Genomic DNA, 16228 nt, shown 5'->3' on the forward strand with positions numbered 1-16228 from the left:
TAAAATCGCAAACATTACTTAAAACCTGCCTGAATTACCACACCAGCTTGCCGAAATCAGCAAACAGCTTGGAGTCGGTATGAATGCCGGCCAGCAATGCGAGACGGTTCGAGCGGACGGCTTCGTCTTCGGCCATAACCATAACCGAATCGAAGAATCCGGTAACGGCTGCTTCAAGTCCCGACAGAATCTGCAGGGCCTCAGCGGCATGTCTGGAAGCAAGGGCTGCGCGGTAAGGCTCATGAATACTCTGCCAAGTCGAGTACAGCTTCTGTTCCGCTTCTTCCTTAAGCAGGGCCGGGTCGATAACTGCACTTTCCGGAGCTTTGGCGGCCAGATTGCTGACACGGGTCAGTGAATCCACAGTAATTTTGAAATCAGCCAGATCGGTTACTGCATTCATCAAAGCCAGACTTCTGCTTACTACATCAACGATATCATCGAATCCTGCTGCAAGCGCTGCATCTACAACATCATAACGTACATTGTTGTCGGCTAACAGGCGTTTGACGCGCAGACCGAAGAACTCGTACAGAGTTATACGCAATTCAGGGGTGAAATGTTTCTCTGTACGGAAACTTTCATGAACTTCCAGTGCCGCTGCAAAAATCTCCTGCAGGCTTAGGCTCAGCTGATGCTCCAGTACGATCTGGACAATTCCTGCCGCCTGACGGCGCAGGGCATAAGGGTCCTGGGAGCCGGTTGGAATGATTCCGATCGAGAAGCAGCCGACAATCGTATCGATTTTATCAGCAAGGCTGACTACCAGGCCTGCCTGCGTAGAAGGAACGGCATCTCCGGCGAAGCGCGGCTGATAATGCTCGAAGACCGCTTTGGACACCTGCTCTGCTTCCCCGGCCTTGCGGGCATAATCCTCACCCATCGTACCCTGCAGCTCAGGGAATTCACCCACCATTTGGGTAACCAGATCGAATTTGCAAATATCCGCTGTACGGCTCACTTCCGCAGCAGCCTCTGAAGACAGCTCAAGCTTCACCGCCAAGCGGTCAGCGATGGCGCGAATGCGGCGCACTTTGTCACCTACACTGCCCAGCTCTTCATGGTAGACGATATTCTCCAGCTTGGCCAGAGCATCGTTAATCTGCAGCTTCTGGTCTTCTTCATAAAAGAATTTGGCATCCGACAAGCGGGCGCGCAGCACCTTCTCGTTCCCCTTGGCGATGACATCCAGCGATACCGCATTCCCGTTACGTACCGTTACGAAGAATGGCAACAGCTTGCCGTCTTCACCAAACACCGGGAAGTAACGCTGATGCTCACGCATCGAGGTGATCAGCACCTCCTGCGGAATATTCAGGAAGGCCGGATCAAACGTACCGAACAGCACAGTCGGCGTCTCTACCAGGAACATGACCTCTTCCAGCAGATCCTCCTTGATCGCAATCTTCCAGTTCTTCTCTTCCGCAAGCTTATGAATACCACTTAGAATCAGCTCTTCGCGCTCCTTCACATCTACCAGCACATGCTGGCTGCGCAGAGCTTCAACGTATGCAGCAGGCTCTGCGATCACAGCTTCTGCACCGAGGAAACGGTGGCCGCGGCTCACATTGCCCGCTTTAACTCCGGTAATCGTAAGGTCAATGATCTCTTGGCCGAAGAGAGCTACCATCCAGCGGATCGGACGGACGAACTTGAAATCATAAGCGCCCCAGCGCATATTTTTCGGGAAGGTCATGCTGTTGACAATTCCAGCCAGGCCTTCGGAGAGCAAGGAGGCTGTCTCGATGCCGGTGCTGCTCTTGGTCACATAGATGTATTCCACGCCAGCCAGTTCCTTGAACGTGAACTGCTCCGGTGAAGCACCCTGACTGCGGGCAAAGCCTAATGCAGCCTTGCTCCATTCGCCGCTGGCATCCAGTGCGATTTTGCGTGACGGGCCTTTGACCTCTTCGCTTACATCCTCTTGGCGCTCTGCGGCATCCTTCACCAGTACGGCAAGGCGGCGCGGTGTTGCATATGCACTGACGCCCTGATGACTGATCCGTGAGGCTTCCAGCCATTTCGCCGTTCTGTCCTTCAGTTGCTCCATCGCCGCCCGGATAAAGCGTGCAGGGATTTCCTCCAGACCGATCTCGAACAGAATATCCTTAGACATGGTCAGCACCTTCTTTCTTCAGCAGCGGGAAGCCCAGCTTCTCGCGTTCCTCCAGATATGTCGCCGCTACGGTGCGGGCCAAATTGCGTACTCTCGTAATGAAGCCTGTGCGTTCCGTTACGCTGATTGCGCCGCGCGCATCCAGCAGATTGAAGGTATGCGAGCATTTCAGCACATAGTCATAAGCCGGGAAGACCAGATGGTTCTCCATCGCTCTGCGTGCTTCCTCTTCATAGGTGTTAAACAGGTTGAACAGCATTTTGACATCCGAGATTTCAAAGGTGTAGGTGGAATGCTCAACCTCCGGCTGATGGAATACATCTCCGTACGTCATGCCGTCTACCCACTCCAGGTCAAATACATTCTCCTTATCCTGAATATAGGAGGCTAGACGCTCCATCCCGTAAGTGATCTCCACCGCTACCGGACTTGCTTCAATTCCGCCAACCTGCTGGAAGTACGTGAACTGGGTAATCTCCATACCGTCCAGCCACACTTCCCAGCCGAGACCCGCACAGCCCAGTGACGGATTCTCCCAGTTGTCTTCGACAAACCGCACATCATGCAGCAGGGGATCTACGCCCAGTGCCTTCAGGCTATCCAGATACAGCTCCTGAATATTGTCCGGGGACGGCTTGATGATCACCTGGAACTGGTGATGCTGATACAGGCGGTTGGGGTTCTCCCCGTAACGGCCGTCGGACGGACGGCGTGAAGGCTCCACATAAGCAACCTTCCACGGCTCCGGCCCCAGGGAACGCAAAAAAGTCATAGGGTTCATCGTGCCCGCCCCTTTTTCCGTATCATACGGCTGGACGAGAATACAGTTCTGGGCGGCCCAGAATTGCTGCAGGGTCAGAATCATCTGCTGAAAGTTCATAACTACCGGCTCCTTCGCTTTACAAGTGTGTACTGCCTCTTGCTTATGACTGGCTCTTGCTGCTGCGCGATGGAGGCGGCACCAGCTTCTATGTACCTGCGGTGTGTGATGGAAGAAGGATCTCCCGCACAGCCACAAGCCAAAAAGCTCCCGCCCCCATGCCTGATGAACAGACATAGGGACGAGAGCTCAAATATGTTCTCCCGCGGTTCCACCCTACTTGATTACGCAAAAATCACGAAATCCACTTTTGATGCTGCCGTTTCCGTACTCCCGGGTGCCCTGTTCATGAACGTCGTCCCGCCAGGCTTCCACTACCCCCGGCTCGCTGCTGCGACAATATCGCCCACTACTTTCCCGATCCACGCACTCTCTCCAGTTCTGGAGCAAACACGGCAATCTTATAAAAGAAACTGAACTTATAGTAACGGATAATTTGCGATTCGTCAAATATTGTATTTGTCGAGCTGGTCCAGGAAGCTCTGGGACTTCAGTCTGAGCCCCAGCTGCATATCCATGAATCCCCGCATGACGGTCTTCAGCTCAACACGGGTCTCCGGCTTCACATCCACATTCCCCAGCCTGGTCAGATCCAGCGCCGCAAAGATCCGCAGCAGCTTCAAGGCACGCGGGGAAATCTCCATGGCCGGAGGATCGTTATGCCGGCAGCTCCGGCAGAGGACTCCCCCCAGACGCGGACTGATTCTGAGCTCCTCATCCGGCTTGTCCTTGCCGCAGACGATACAGGCATCGAGCTGAGGCCCATAACCCGCAGCCTGCAGCACCTTCATTTCAAATACATTATTGATAATGCCAGGCTCTTTGTCTTCCTCCAGTGCATTCAGGCAGGCGGTCAGCTGGCGGTACCAGAAGCTGCCTGTCTCTTCATCATGCAGCACCCGGTCCAGCAGCTCGCAGGCATAGGATGCATACGCCGCCTTGACCAGATCCTCGCGCAGCGGATGATGGGACTTCGTGATCTCTCCGGCATTAAGTGTTCCCAGTCCGCCATTGTTGCGGAAGAACACGAACTCACCTGTTGTGAACAACTGGATCAGGGCAGCATGACGGCTTTTGACCTTCTTGGCGCCCCGCACCAGAACCCCTACTTTACCGGCGTTCTCGGTGCAAAGCGTAATAATGGCGTTCCCTTCACCGTAGTCCATGCTGCGGATGACGATCCCTTCCACCCTGTATAGCATGCCTCTTCCCCCAACCACTCGGCAAGCAACCAGTCCTTATTGTGCTTCTTCATCGATGGCCATCTCTTCCTCCGCCGGCAGCGGTCCGCTGCCCTCGGGCGAATCCCCAGCTTCCCTGTACAGCAAATACGCATCGAGATCTCCAGTCATTGCAAAATACTTCCACGAAAAATTCCGCATACGTATTCATCCTTTCTTCAGAAACACGATGTCTCTTCAGATGTAGGATGTGCGATGCCCCAGGATCTATCCGTGCAATTCCTGCCATGTTGAGGCGGCGTGAGAGATGATCATTCTTTATGGAAGCCCAAATCCCGCAGGACGCGGTCCTGGTTACGCCAGTCTTTTTTCACCTTCACCCATAATTCCAGGAAAATCTTCGAGCCCAGCAGGTTCTCAATATCCGTCCGCGCCCGGCGTCCGACTTCCTTCAGCAGCGCTCCCTGCTTACCGATAATGATCCCCTTCTGGGAATCGCGCTCAACAAAGATAACCGCCGAAATATGCACAACCCCATTCGGTTCCACGCTCATATCCTCAATCGCCACTGCGATGGAATGCGGCACCTCTTCACGGGTCAGATGCAGAATCTTCTCGCGGATCAGCTCCGCGCAGACGAACTGCTCGGGGTGATCGGTAATCTGGTCGTCCGGGTAATACTGTGGACCTTCCGGCAGGTATTTCTGCACCTGCTCCAGCAGCGTGTTGACGTTATTGCCCATCTTGGCAGAAATTGGTACGATTTCGGCGAACTCATGCAGCTTGTTGTATTCCGTAATCATCGGCAGCAGCGCTTCCGGCTCAATCTTGTCAATCTTGTTCATGACCAGAATGACCGGGGTCTTAATGCTGCCAAGCTGTTCCGCGATAAAACGGTCGCCGCCGCCCATACCCTCAGAGGCATCCACGAGGAACAATACCGCTTCCACTTCATGCAAAGTGCTCATCGCCGTCTGATTCATGTAATCACCCAGCTTGGACTGTCTTTTATGGATACCCGGGGTGTCCAAGAATACAATCTGCGAATTATTCGCCGTATATACCCCGTGAATCTTGTTGCGGGTGGTCTGCGGCTTGTCCGACATAATGGCAATCTTCTGGCCGATTACCTGGTTCATGAGCGTTGATTTGCCTACGTTTGGTCTGCCGATAATGGCGACAAACCCTGATTTGAATTTCATATGATCCTCCTATTTATCTTACAACTTGGTCAAAAGCGTTTCGGTCAAAAGCGTTCACCCTTAAAAGCGTTCACCCTTAAAAGCGTTTCGATCCCCCTAAATCCCCCTTCGCCAAAGGGGACCCCAAGGGCCCCGGCCCTCTGGACACCCGGAACTGGCGTGGGCGCAGCACTTGGCGCGGTAAGAGACTTTGGAAGTATGAGCGCTGTTCGTTCCCTGCGGGAACACGCTTGACTGCGGCGCGGTTGATTGGCGGTGACCAGCATGCGGCGCGGGACAGGGAGCTGTGGAGCACGAGCGCTTTTCGTTCCCTGCGGGAACACGCTTGACTGCGGCGCAGTAAGAAACTGGTTACTTTGAACCAAAAAATCGAACGGCCTTGGTAACTATACACCCGATAACATTTTTTAGTTGTATTTTGTACACTTATTCTGCTCAAAATCAGAGGTTTTTGCAGTTTAGATGTAATTTGTACATCTATTTTCCTCAGCAAAGTCACTTTTGGCAATATACCGTGAATTTAGATGTACATTTTACACTTAAACCTTATTTCACCTATCCTCACGGAAATATAGTTGTACCATATACAATTAAAGCTCGGGCTCATACGGTATGCATTTACGATCCTGCTACGGTACAGCAACCGTCTTTACAAGCTTGCCGTTTACTCCGGAGCCTGTCCCTGCGCCAGATCCGCAGGACCGAAGGCGCCGGGGAGCAGGTCACGGACTGTAGTCTCCATAATATCGCCCTTCAGGTTGCCGAGAATGACTGGCATATCGGGGCCGCATAGCTCGACCATCACCTGGCGGCAGACGCCGCAAGGCGATACGGGGCCGTCTGTGTCCGCCACGACTGCGATAGCTTTGAAGGTACCTGGCTTATGGCCGTCCGCAATGGCGCGGAACATGGCCGTCCGCTCGCCGCAGTTGGTGGGACCGTAAGCGGCATTCTCGATGTTGCAGCCATGGTGGACCTTGCCGTCCTGATCCAGAAGGGCTGCCCCTACCCCGAAGCGGGAATAAGGTATATATGCATTGGCTCTTGCCTTGATCGCTTCCTGAAGAAGTAGCGCATAATCCATAATTGTCCTCCTGAAAGTTTTATTGAGCATCCACTACATTGAATCTCCATCGAAATAAAACTCGCTTCGTAAGCATATGCTTAAGTTTTGTAAGCATACGCTTCTTCGATTAGTCTTCGTACAAAACTCACTTCGTAAGCATAAGCCTAGTTTTAATGAGCACTCTCTTCATCGAATCTTCTTCGAAATAAAACTCGCTTCGCAAGCATAACCTTAGTTTTGGGAGCATGGCCCGAAAATATTATCCTAATTAAAGATGACGGAGCGCGCAAAGCGGGTCCGCCTCTTCCACCAGCTGAAGTTGTAAACTGATTATGACATAAGACCTGTGATCCAGTCCATCACGGGATGATAAAAAACATAGATTCCGGCAATCACGGCAAACACCGCCGTAAGCAGCACGGCGCCTGCGGCGGTATCTTTGGCCTTCTTGGCCAAGGGGTGAACCTCAGGCGAAACCAGATCAATCGTTGCTTCAATCGCCGTGTTCAGCAGCTCGGCTGTCAGCACCAGCGTAATGGCCAGCAGCAGCAGCATCCAGCTTGACAAAGGAAGCCTGAAAACAGCTGCGGCAATCACAACGATAACCGCAAGGCCGCTATGCACCTTCATGTTCAGCTCCGACCGGAATGCTGCCGCAATGCCGTGTGCGGCGAAGCGAAAGGAGTGCCAGAATTTTTTGTGGCCCACCGCCGTATTCTTGACCATTAGCGTGTCAACCCGACCTGAGCCAGAGCCTGCTCCTGCTTGGACATCATTTCGGCCTCAGCCTCCGGCTCCTGATGATCATAGCCCAGCAAATGCAGGAACCCGTGGACGAACAGGAAGCCCAGCTCCCGCTCCAGCGAATGGCCGTATTCCTCAGCCTGCTCCTGCGCCCGGGTAACCGAGATGATAATATCCCCAAGCACATTCGGTATTTCCTCCAGCTCTTCGTCCTCATCTGCCAGGCCGTACCGGATCTCCAGTTCATCTTCTCCGGCTTCATTCATCGCGAAGGAGAGCACATCGGTCGGACGGTCAATGCCGCGGTACTCGAGGTTCAGCTCATGAATGCGTTCGTTATTGACGAAGGTCAGATCCACTTCCCCCGAGTCAATCCCTTCCGCTTCCCCTGCTGTCTGCAGAAGCCGCTCCAGCAGCTCGATCAGATCGCCGTTAATTTCATGTTCATCCTGTTCATTGTTCCAAACGACGCTCAGGCTCATTTTTGATGGCCCCTTCCTCTTTTTTGGGCTTGCGCACATCCTCGGGGTATTCAATCCGGGAATGGAATATGCCCATTACCGTCTCTTTCAGTGTCCGCGAAATAATATCCAGCTCCTTGAGCGTCAGGTCGCATTCATCGAACTGATGGTCATCCAGCCGGCTTTTGATAATTTTCTCAATCATGGTCTCCACCTGCACCACGGTTGGCTTGCGGAGCGAACGGACTGCAGCCTCCACACTGTCGGCGATCCCGACAACTGCGGATTCCTTCGACTGTGCCTTCGGGCCGGGATAACGGAAATCCTCCTCCGTGAAGTCCGGCTCTACACCCTTGTCCTCTGCAAGCTTCAATGCCTTATGATAAAAATAATGCAGGAACGTCGTGCCATGATGCTGCTCGGCAATATCGCGGATCGGCTTCGGCAGCTTGTATTCCTTCTGCATCTCCACCCCGTCCCGGGCGTGGGCCACAATGATCGACTTGCTCAGCTTCGGCTCAATCGTATCATGCGGATTCTCCATATTGTTCTGGTTCTCTATGAAATAGAACGGGCGCTTCGTCTTGCCGATGTCATGATAATATGAGCCTACCCGGCACAGCAGGCCGTCCGCACCAATCGCTTCGGCCGCAGCCTCGGACAGATTGCCTACCATCACGCTGTGGTGATAGGTTCCCGGCGTCTCTGTAAGCAGCTTGCGCAGCAGCGGATGGTTCGGGTTAGACAGCTCTACGAGCTTCAGGGCCGACAGAATGCCGAACGTTACCTCGAAGAACGGCATCAGACCGATGACCAGCACTGCAGTAAGCAGCCCCCCGGCAAAGGAGAAGCCCAGAGCATATAACGTATTCGTCTCGTTCCATACGCCGCCGCTTAGCATGGTCAGTATGGCTACGGTCAGGCAGCCGAGCAGAGACACCATAATGCCACCCTTCAGCAGCGTTGAGCGCTGTCCGGCGCGGTGCGTCGAGAAGATGGCAACATAACTTACGATTAGGGCAAAGAAGCCGAAGGTGAAATCAAATATCGTATTCTGCTGGACATTCAGCAGGATACTGGCCAGAATGCTGAACAGAATGGAACAGAAATAAGCTAAGGTCATGTCCAGCAGCATGGAGATCAGCATCGCGCCGAGAGCCACAGGTGCCAGATAGCCTATATATGTCCTCACATCCGTTTGCAGGAAGGCCGTCAGCTTCATCATAACGATGGTAATGATAAAGACCAGAACCAGCATAAGCAGCTGGGAGTTATTGTATTTGAAGCCTGAGGCTCCGCCATTGTAGCGGATGAAGGTCATCAGGCCAAAGGACAGCAGTGCAGAGAGCAACAGGAGGCCGAGCTGCGGCCAGTAATTAATCTCTTTGCTGAGCAGCCCGTTCTCATCCAGCAGCTTATACAGCTCAGGGGTAATCTCCTGATTCTTGGCGACCAGCACATCCCCCTGCTCGATGAATACATCCGGTGTATTCTGACGGGCCTGCACCTTCGCTTCTTTGGTCGCATCCTCGTCATAGAATTTGTTGGCGGTGATCACCAGCCGCACCAGCTCCTGCACCACCTCGCGGGCGGTCCGCTGGCCCAGTGAACTGACACTGACCTGCTCGGCCACTTTGGCGCGCGCGCTCTGGGCGTCGGTAATCTGGTCATTCATCAGCTTCGTGACAATATCCCGGGCCACCGGCTTCATTTCGATGATATCCTGTGAAGTCAGGCGCGGGATCTTGATATAGGTCTCTTCCGGAATGACGTAGGCCTGATCCTTAATGACGGACTGCATTTCATTCAGCAGATGCTCGGAGTACGTCCCCGCCTTTTGGCTGGCAGCCACAAAATTAAGGATAAAATCATTGGCCCGCCGCGGAATCTCTTCCCGGTAAATCTCCGTCTTCTCACTCTGTGAAATCGTATCATCCTGATTCAGCCCGCCGATCCGGTCCAGCAGCAGAGTTACTAGATTCTCCGCCCGGATAGGAATAATGGCATAACGGTTGGTCACATTCTCTGCAGCAGTCTCCTGGGCCTTGAGCTTGGCGTTGGTGTCCAGGATTTGCTTGGGAGCTGTAATCTCCTTGGCACTGCGGGTTCCCTCTTTGATATCATACCTTTTGGGCAGCAGATCAGAGGACAGGCTGAGGTAGAAAACAACCGCGAGTAACAGGAAAAGAGCATAGCGCGACACCGCGCTATACTTCCATCCGCTGCTGCTGTATACAAATCCGCTTAATTTCGATGGTTGCTTTGAGGCCATGAAGACAATCCCCTTTTTTATTGGAGGTTTTCGGCAGAGCGGTCATAGGCAACGATAATTTTCTGCACAAGGGAATGACGGACAACGTCCTGCTCAGCGAAGTAGACAAAGCCAAGCTCCTCAATACCGGAAAGAATCGTTTTGGCTTCGATCAGCCCTGACTTCTTGCCGCGCGGCAAATCGATCTGGGTCACATCGCCCGTGATGACCATCTTGGAGCCGAAGCCCAGACGGGTGAGGAACATTTTCATTTGTTCGGGTGTGGTATTCTGCGCTTCATCAAGGATGATAAAAGCATCCTCCAGCGTACGTCCGCGCATATAGGCAAGCGGTGCAATCTCGATCAGCCCGCGCTCCAGCGCCTTCGCCACCTGATCAGGCCCCATAACGTCGTACAAGGCGTCGTAGAGCGGCCGCAGATACGGATCTACCTTCTCCTGCAAATCTCCCGGGAGGAAGCCCAGGTTCTCCCCGGCCTCTACAGCCGGACGCGTAAGCACGATCCGTTTGACCGAGCCTTCCTTCAGCGCCGTCACCGCGAGAACCACAGCCAGATAGGTCTTGCCGGTGCCCGCCGGGCCGATGCCGAAGACGATATCGCGCTTTTTGATGGTGCTCACATAATGCTTCTGGCCAATCGTTTTGACACGGATCGGCTTGCCGCGGAATGTTGTCGTAATCTCGCCCTTGAACAGGTCCAGCAGCTGGTCGGCACGGAAATCCTTCGCCAGCTCCACGGCATACTGCACATCGCGTTCGCTCAATATATAACCCCCGCGTACGAGTGACAGCAGCACGTTGAAGAGCTGGCCCAGCATGTCCACTTCCCGCTCCGTACCGCGAATCGTGATTTCGGCCTCGCGTGAGTTGATAACTGCCGGAATTTCTTTCTCGATGATTCTCAGGAATCCATCCTGCGGGCCGAACAGGGATTGCGCTTCTCCCGCATTGTGCAAAGATATTTGAATGCTTGCAGTCTGTTCTGACAAGTAGCCTCATTCTCCTCAATTGTTTACTATCGGAAGCTCTTCCGCGATTCTCTCTTCCACCTCAAACAGCACTTTCATATAAACTTTACCATTCTCTTTCTTCTCATGCAAAATTTTTTGACTTTTGATGACGCTATCAGCGCCGTAACGCGCGAAAATATCGCTCTTGGCCCGCGTCAGCCCTTCTGCACGAGCTGCCTCCGAAGTAAGCGCTTCAGTGGTGTATTTAATCTCCAGTTCCTTCTCGGTCATCAGGCCCAGCGGCAGCTGAAAAGAGCGCCACGACAGCATGTCGGGCTCTGAAAGTGTACGTGACTTCGCAAACCCGGAGTCCCCGTAGCCCCACAGCTGAATCGCCCATTTGCCAAGAACGAGATAGGTGCGGTCCTTGCGTTCTCCTGTATATGCACTGCCCGTTCTTTTGAGCGGTACCTCCAGATTATATTCATGCCATACAAGGCCTTTAACCATGCCTTTGGCGACAACGAACTCTGTATTCTCCTCGTCACCCAGCGCACCGGAGATGAGGATGTCCCCTTTTTTAACCCGCGAATTCCGGCTGACCACCGGTCTGCCCTGCTCCGCATAGATTTCGGTCACCACCGCATCGGTCCGGCTGATGAGATGGCGCTGGCTGAGCAGCGGTTTGTTATCCGGGCGGTCAGCTTCGACGACCTGTATGGTAATGCTCGTCCCGTTCCGGTGGAACCCGGCCCAAGTTAAGCCCGGAACCAGGGTGGTCAGCTCCCGGGACAGCTCGTCCGACTCCTGCATGCGCCAAATCCACTGAAACGGATAGACGCCCTCCTTGCGTGCGGCTTCCAGGATGTCCTCGGTCGGAATGCGGGTATTCCCTTCAACCTTGACGCTCCAGATCATCGAGGAGAGCAGCAGCAGGCCTACACCGAAGATCAGCATACCTGCGGCAAAAAACTTCCGTCTCCACAAGCGCGCGAGGCGAAACGGAAGTCCGTGCCTGGCTGTAACATGCATACGGCAGCCTGTCTTTTTGAGGAGCGGGCGAAGCCGGAAAAAGTCATCCAGCAGCAGATTCAAAGAAGCGCCGTCCCCGGCAGGCCTCACATCCCAGATGATGATGCCCGCTCCAGTTACAGCATTAATGAATTTCTCCACCTGCGGTCCGCTCACATGCAGTGTAACGAACCCCCGCAGTGATGACAGAGGCGGTTCTTTCATGGATTCTCCCCACTTTCCTTATATCTGATTTCACCGATTACTCCAATGACGGCAAGCTCCTGGCCCAGAATATTGCGGATGACCAGTCCTTCACCGGAAATCTCCAGCACCCCTTGGGTTAATGCCAGCCTGAGCTGCTCCGAAGAGAAGTGCAGCACGCCGCGGTGGTTCTCAATATACAGCTCCTTATTGCCGATCAGGGTGATCCGGGGCATCTCCTGCAGCACATCCTGCGGAAGATCCAGTATCCCGTTTGTCCATCCCCGCAGCCTGCGGCCGATACGGGTCATAAGTAGACGCTCCCCCTTCCTGCCTTCTGTACACCTTATGCGGCGGGGCGGCCGTTTATGAGAAGAACTCACACCCTTCTGCCAGGGAAAACAGCAAAAAAGCCTGAATCCCTTCCGGTTAGGGAATGGATTCAGGCTTATGTGCAGTATTACATGTTGCTCGGAAAGCGGAGGCAAGGTCTTAGCGCCGCGTGGAATGCGGCTGGCGGGCACGGGGCGGACCCAGCACCTCCGCCCATACCAGACCGCTGCGCAGCGCGTCAGGGTCGCCTGTGAGCGGATGGACAGCATATGCCGATGATGCTGCATCTGCGTCCTCCCCGCCTGCGTCGGAGCCCGCAGACGGGACCGCAGCCGCCATTCCGTCGAAGGCAGCCTTCAGCTTCTCCAGCTCTTGCTGCATGCGTTCTGTGCGGGCCTCCACGCTGTCCAGGTCATCGGCCTGTTCCAGAGACACACCTTCGCCTGTCTCATCACCGGGAGCCGGCTGCCCAGCCTCAGCCCATGCTGGCGAAGGCGGGGCCTCCTGAGCATCCGGCGGCGGGGCAGGCTGGTTTGGGGCCGTCCTTGTCCCGGCAGGCGCCGGAAATCCGCTGCCTCGCTGTTCAACGTGTCCGGCCTTCCGGCGGCGGGGCAGCGGATTGGCGATATCTCCCCCGCCGCCCCCAAAGGTAGGCATCCCCCCGCGCGGGGCCTGTTTGTCTTTGCCCCTCTGTTTGTTCAGATTGGTGATGATCGCTATGGCCGCCAGCACCAGGAAATAGATCACGCCGCTCATGGGAGCTCACATCCCTTTATTTGTGGGGCGGACGGCTGCTGTCGTCCCCATCGTTTAGTTTGCCGAGGGAACCGCGCATCTGCGTATCTGCCTCGATGTTTTTAAGATTCATATAATCCATCACACCAAGCTTGCCGGAGCGCAGGGCTTCGGCCATCGCCAGCGGAACCTGGGATTCAGATTCAACGACCAGCGCCTTCATCTCAACCACGCGTGCCTTCATCTCCTGCTCATGGGCAACCGCCATGGCCCGGCGTTCTTCAGCCTTCGCCTGGGCGATGCGCTTATCCGCTTCCGCCTGCTCGGTCTGCAGGTACGCACCAATGTTCTTGCCTACATCCACATCCGCAATATCAATGGACAGAATTTCAAAGGCAGTCCCTGAGTCCAGACCCTTGGATAATACGGTCCGGGAGATGGAATCCGGATTCTCAAGCACATCCTTATGCGAATTACTGGAGCCGACTGTGGTTACAATCCCCTCGCCGACACGGGCAATAATCGTCTCTTCGCCCGCACCCCCGACCAGCCGGTCGATATTGGCCCGCACCGTTACCCTTGCCTTGACCTTGACTTCAATCCCGTTCTTGGCTACAGCCGCAACAATCGGCGTCTCAATGACACGCGGGTTAACGCTCATCTGAACCGCCAGCAGCACATCGCGTCCGGCCAGATCGATGGCAGCGGCACGTGTGAATTCCAGCGGAATATCCGCTCTCTGGGCGGCAATCAGCGCGTTCACTACCCGGTCCACGTTCCCTCCGGCCAGATAATGGCTCTCCAGCTGATTGATATTCAGCCCCAGCCCGGCCTTGGTCGCCTTAATCAGCGGATTGACAATCCGGCTCGGCGTTACCCGGCGCAGACGCATCGCTACCAGCGTGATAATGCTGATTTTGACCCCGGAGGCCCAGGCAGATATCCACAGCATTACCGGGAAGAAGCTGAAGAAGACGCTTAGTACAATAATCACGGCTACCGCGATCAGCAAAAAAGTAATCATAGATGCTTCTAACATACGCTTACCTACCTCCGATATTTTGATAGACAAAAATTATTTCGCAGCTTCCTTCACTACCACACGGCCGCCCTCAACCTTCACCACGGACACGGCCGTCTGCGCCTCGATGAACCCGCCTTCTGTCACCACATCTATCCGTTCGCCGCCAAAGGTGGCGGTTCCGGCCGGACGCAGTGGGGTAACACTGATACCGGAGGCCCCGATCAGACGCAGCTTCTCCGGAACAGGCACGAATCCCTTCTCTCTGGTAAGGCTATCCTGAAGGATGAACCGGTTCCAGATGCCCCGCTCCTTGAAGACTACGGCTACAATCACAATAACCACAGCCGCCGCCGAAAAAGCAATACCAAGGCTGAACAGAGCATGTGTAAAGCTGTAAGCAGCCCTTACAACACCCGCCACCAGACTGATGGACCCGAGAATTCCCAGAATACCGAAGCTCGGCACGAACAGCTCCAGAATCAGCATCACCAGTCCCAGAATGAACAGCAGCAGCGTCTCCGCCCCGGCGAAGCCGGCCACATAGTTGCCGAAGAAGTAAAGGGCAAATGCCAGCGTACCGACAATTCCGGGCACCCCAAAGCCGGGCACCAGCAGCTCGATGAACACACCGGCGATGCCCACAAAGAGCAGAATCGTCATGACTACCGGATGAGTCAGAAATTGCGACATTTTCTCCGCACCAGTATGCTCAACGCGAAAAATGTCGTCTGTCGAGTAGCCCAGCCAGGTAATCGCCTCCTGCTCTGTTCCAGCAATCTGGTCGGCGTAACCAGCCTGAAGTGCTTCATTGCTGCTCAGAGCGATAATCTCGCCCGCTTGCTTGTTCACGCCCAGCTCCGGGCGGTTAACTACCAGATGGACATCCATCATGCCGGCCGCCACTTCAGGATCACGCCCGTTCAGCGAGGCAGCCCCGATCATTTTGGATTTCCAATAGGATACCATCTTGGCGTCTTCCACGCTCTTCCCGTTCATGTCCACCAGCGAAGCGGCCCCGATCATGCTGCCCGGCTTCATGATAATGGCGTCCGCGCTCAGCGCGATGTAGCTGCCTGCGGAAGCGGCGTTGCCTTTGATATAGGCTACTACCGGGATCTTGCTGTCTCTGACCAGAGTGCCGATTCGTTCGGCGGAATCCACCCGTCCTCCAGGTGTATCGATCTCCAGAATAATCAGAACTGCGCCGTAATTCGCCGCTTCCTGAAAGCCCCGTTCCAGAAAGCTCTGCAGCCCCCGCTCAATCTCCTGATCCACCGGAATAATGAAGACGGGTCCGTTGACCACTGTACCTGAGGCTGCTCCCGGTGCGCGGACCGCTTCATTATCCGCCTGAACCGTCCCCGCCAATGGCAGGAACAGAAGAACCATTAAGGCCGCGAAACAGGAAAATATGATGGTGCGTAACTTATTCAAGCCTGCGCCCCCCCCCCTTTTGTACGTGAACCATTTGCATTCTCAACTTATCATTTTATGTAAGTCTGCATATAATTCTTAGTATACCTTATACGCAGTTCTATCCAAAAAGCTCCACATAATGAAAAACACCCCTTATAAAAGGGGTGCTAGCGTTATATTATTGCAGAAACTGCTGAACCGCCTGGTTCACAAGTTTACCATCGGCGCGACCTTTGACCTTAGGCATCAGTGCGCTCATCACCTTACCCATTTCACTTTTCGAAGAAGCACCGGTTTCCTGGATGGTCTGTTGTACAATTACTTTAATTTCTTCTTCGGTAAGCTGCTCGGGAAGATATTTAATGATAATCTCGATTTCTGCCTTAGTACTCGCGGCAAGCTCATCGCGACCCGCTGCTTCAAATTCTTGGAGGGCATCTTTGCGCTGTTTGATCTCACGACTAAGGATATCAAGCACTTCGTTGTCGTCTAATGTTCTCTTCAAATCTATTTCAAGATACTTTATTGTAGAACGAACCATTCGAATGGTGGAGAGTGTGAACTTGTCCTTACTCTTCATCGCTTGCTTCATATCTTCGTTTAATCGTTCGCTAAGATTCATGCGTGGGTAAT

At 54.1% G+C, this 16228-nt stretch carries 16 protein-coding genes; all 16 read right to left on the reverse strand.

What is annotated here, in order from left to right:
* Window positions 1–34 precede the first annotated feature (34 nt).
* The 16 genes from glyS to MKY12_RS23380 all read right to left on the reverse strand — a co-directional run bounded on the left by glyS (window position 35) and on the right by MKY12_RS23380 (window position 16217).
* Entirely contained in the window at window positions 35–2116 is a 2082-nt protein-coding gene (gene glyS, locus MKY12_RS23305) for a glycine--tRNA ligase subunit beta (protein WP_339311090.1), read from the reverse strand.
* Window positions 2109–2996, reverse strand: a complete 888-nt coding sequence (gene glyQ, locus MKY12_RS23310) for a glycine--tRNA ligase subunit alpha (RefSeq protein ID WP_339311091.1) — start codon at window positions 2994–2996, stop codon at window positions 2109–2111. The genes glyS and glyQ overlap by 8 nt, the downstream gene beginning before the upstream one ends.
* Window positions 2997–3442: 446 nt before the next feature.
* Window positions 3443–4198, reverse strand: a complete 756-nt coding sequence (gene recO, locus MKY12_RS23315) for a DNA repair protein RecO (RefSeq protein WP_339311093.1) — start codon at window positions 4196–4198, stop codon at window positions 3443–3445.
* Window positions 4199–4234: 36 nt separating this feature from the next.
* Window positions 4235–4378, reverse strand: coding sequence for a YqzL family protein (locus MKY12_RS23320; RefSeq protein ID WP_076075837.1), 144 nt, complete (start codon window positions 4376–4378; stop codon window positions 4235–4237).
* 110 nt (window positions 4379–4488) lie between these two features.
* A complete protein-coding gene (gene era / locus MKY12_RS23325; protein ID WP_036724337.1) occupies window positions 4489–5379 on the reverse strand; it encodes a GTPase Era in 891 nt (296 codons plus the stop codon).
* A 664-nt stretch (window positions 5380–6043) separates the two neighbouring features.
* On the reverse strand, window positions 6044–6463 hold the full coding sequence (locus MKY12_RS23330; protein ID WP_339311094.1) for a cytidine deaminase: 420 nt from the start codon (window positions 6461–6463) through the stop codon (window positions 6044–6046).
* A 312-nt stretch (window positions 6464–6775) separates the two neighbouring features.
* Window positions 6776–7171 (reverse strand): diacylglycerol kinase family protein, encoded by a 396-nt coding sequence (locus MKY12_RS23335; protein WP_339311095.1) that lies wholly within the window; start codon window positions 7169–7171, stop codon window positions 6776–6778.
* Window positions 7171–7671, reverse strand: a complete 501-nt coding sequence (gene ybeY / locus MKY12_RS23340; protein ID WP_339311096.1) for an rRNA maturation RNase YbeY — start codon at window positions 7669–7671, stop codon at window positions 7171–7173. Before ybeY ends, MKY12_RS23335 begins: the two co-directional genes overlap by 1 nt.
* Window positions 7643–9922, reverse strand: a complete 2280-nt coding sequence (locus MKY12_RS23345) for an HDIG domain-containing metalloprotein (RefSeq protein ID WP_339250261.1) — start codon at window positions 9920–9922, stop codon at window positions 7643–7645. Before MKY12_RS23345 ends, ybeY begins: the two co-directional genes overlap by 29 nt.
* A gap of 17 nt (window positions 9923–9939) precedes the next feature.
* The gene (locus tag MKY12_RS23350; protein ID WP_339311097.1) at window positions 9940–10911 is read right to left on the reverse strand and encodes a PhoH family protein; all 972 of its coding nucleotides are present in this window, start codon (window positions 10909–10911) and stop codon (window positions 9940–9942) included.
* 15 nt (window positions 10912–10926) lie between these two features.
* Complete coding sequence (gene yqfD, locus MKY12_RS23355) at window positions 10927–12108, reverse strand: sporulation protein YqfD (RefSeq protein ID WP_036724344.1); 1182 nt, start codon at window positions 12106–12108, stop codon at window positions 10927–10929.
* Window positions 12105–12398, reverse strand: a complete 294-nt coding sequence (gene yqfC, locus MKY12_RS23360; RefSeq protein ID WP_209872075.1) for a sporulation protein YqfC — start codon at window positions 12396–12398, stop codon at window positions 12105–12107. The genes yqfD and yqfC overlap by 4 nt, the downstream gene beginning before the upstream one ends.
* Before the next feature lie 181 nt (window positions 12399–12579).
* The gene (locus MKY12_RS23365) at window positions 12580–13176 is read right to left on the reverse strand and encodes a hypothetical protein (protein ID WP_339311098.1); all 597 of its coding nucleotides are present in this window, start codon (window positions 13174–13176) and stop codon (window positions 12580–12582) included.
* A 16-nt stretch (window positions 13177–13192) separates the two neighbouring features.
* On the reverse strand, window positions 13193–14194 hold the full coding sequence (floA, locus tag MKY12_RS23370) for a flotillin-like protein FloA (RefSeq protein WP_339311099.1): 1002 nt from the start codon (window positions 14192–14194) through the stop codon (window positions 13193–13195).
* Window positions 14195–14230: 36 nt separating this feature from the next.
* Window positions 14231–15613 (reverse strand): NfeD family protein, encoded by a 1383-nt coding sequence (locus MKY12_RS23375; protein WP_339311100.1) that lies wholly within the window; start codon window positions 15611–15613, stop codon window positions 14231–14233.
* Window positions 15614–15773: 160 nt separating this feature from the next.
* Window positions 15774–16217, reverse strand: a complete 444-nt coding sequence (locus tag MKY12_RS23380; RefSeq protein ID WP_036724349.1) for a GatB/YqeY domain-containing protein — start codon at window positions 16215–16217, stop codon at window positions 15774–15776.
* Window positions 16218–16228: the final 11 nt, after the last annotated feature.

This window comes from Paenibacillus sp. FSL M7-0896, from assembly GCF_037975415.1.
Classification (GTDB): Bacteria; Bacillota; Bacilli; order Paenibacillales; family Paenibacillaceae; genus Paenibacillus_AQ; species Paenibacillus_AQ silagei.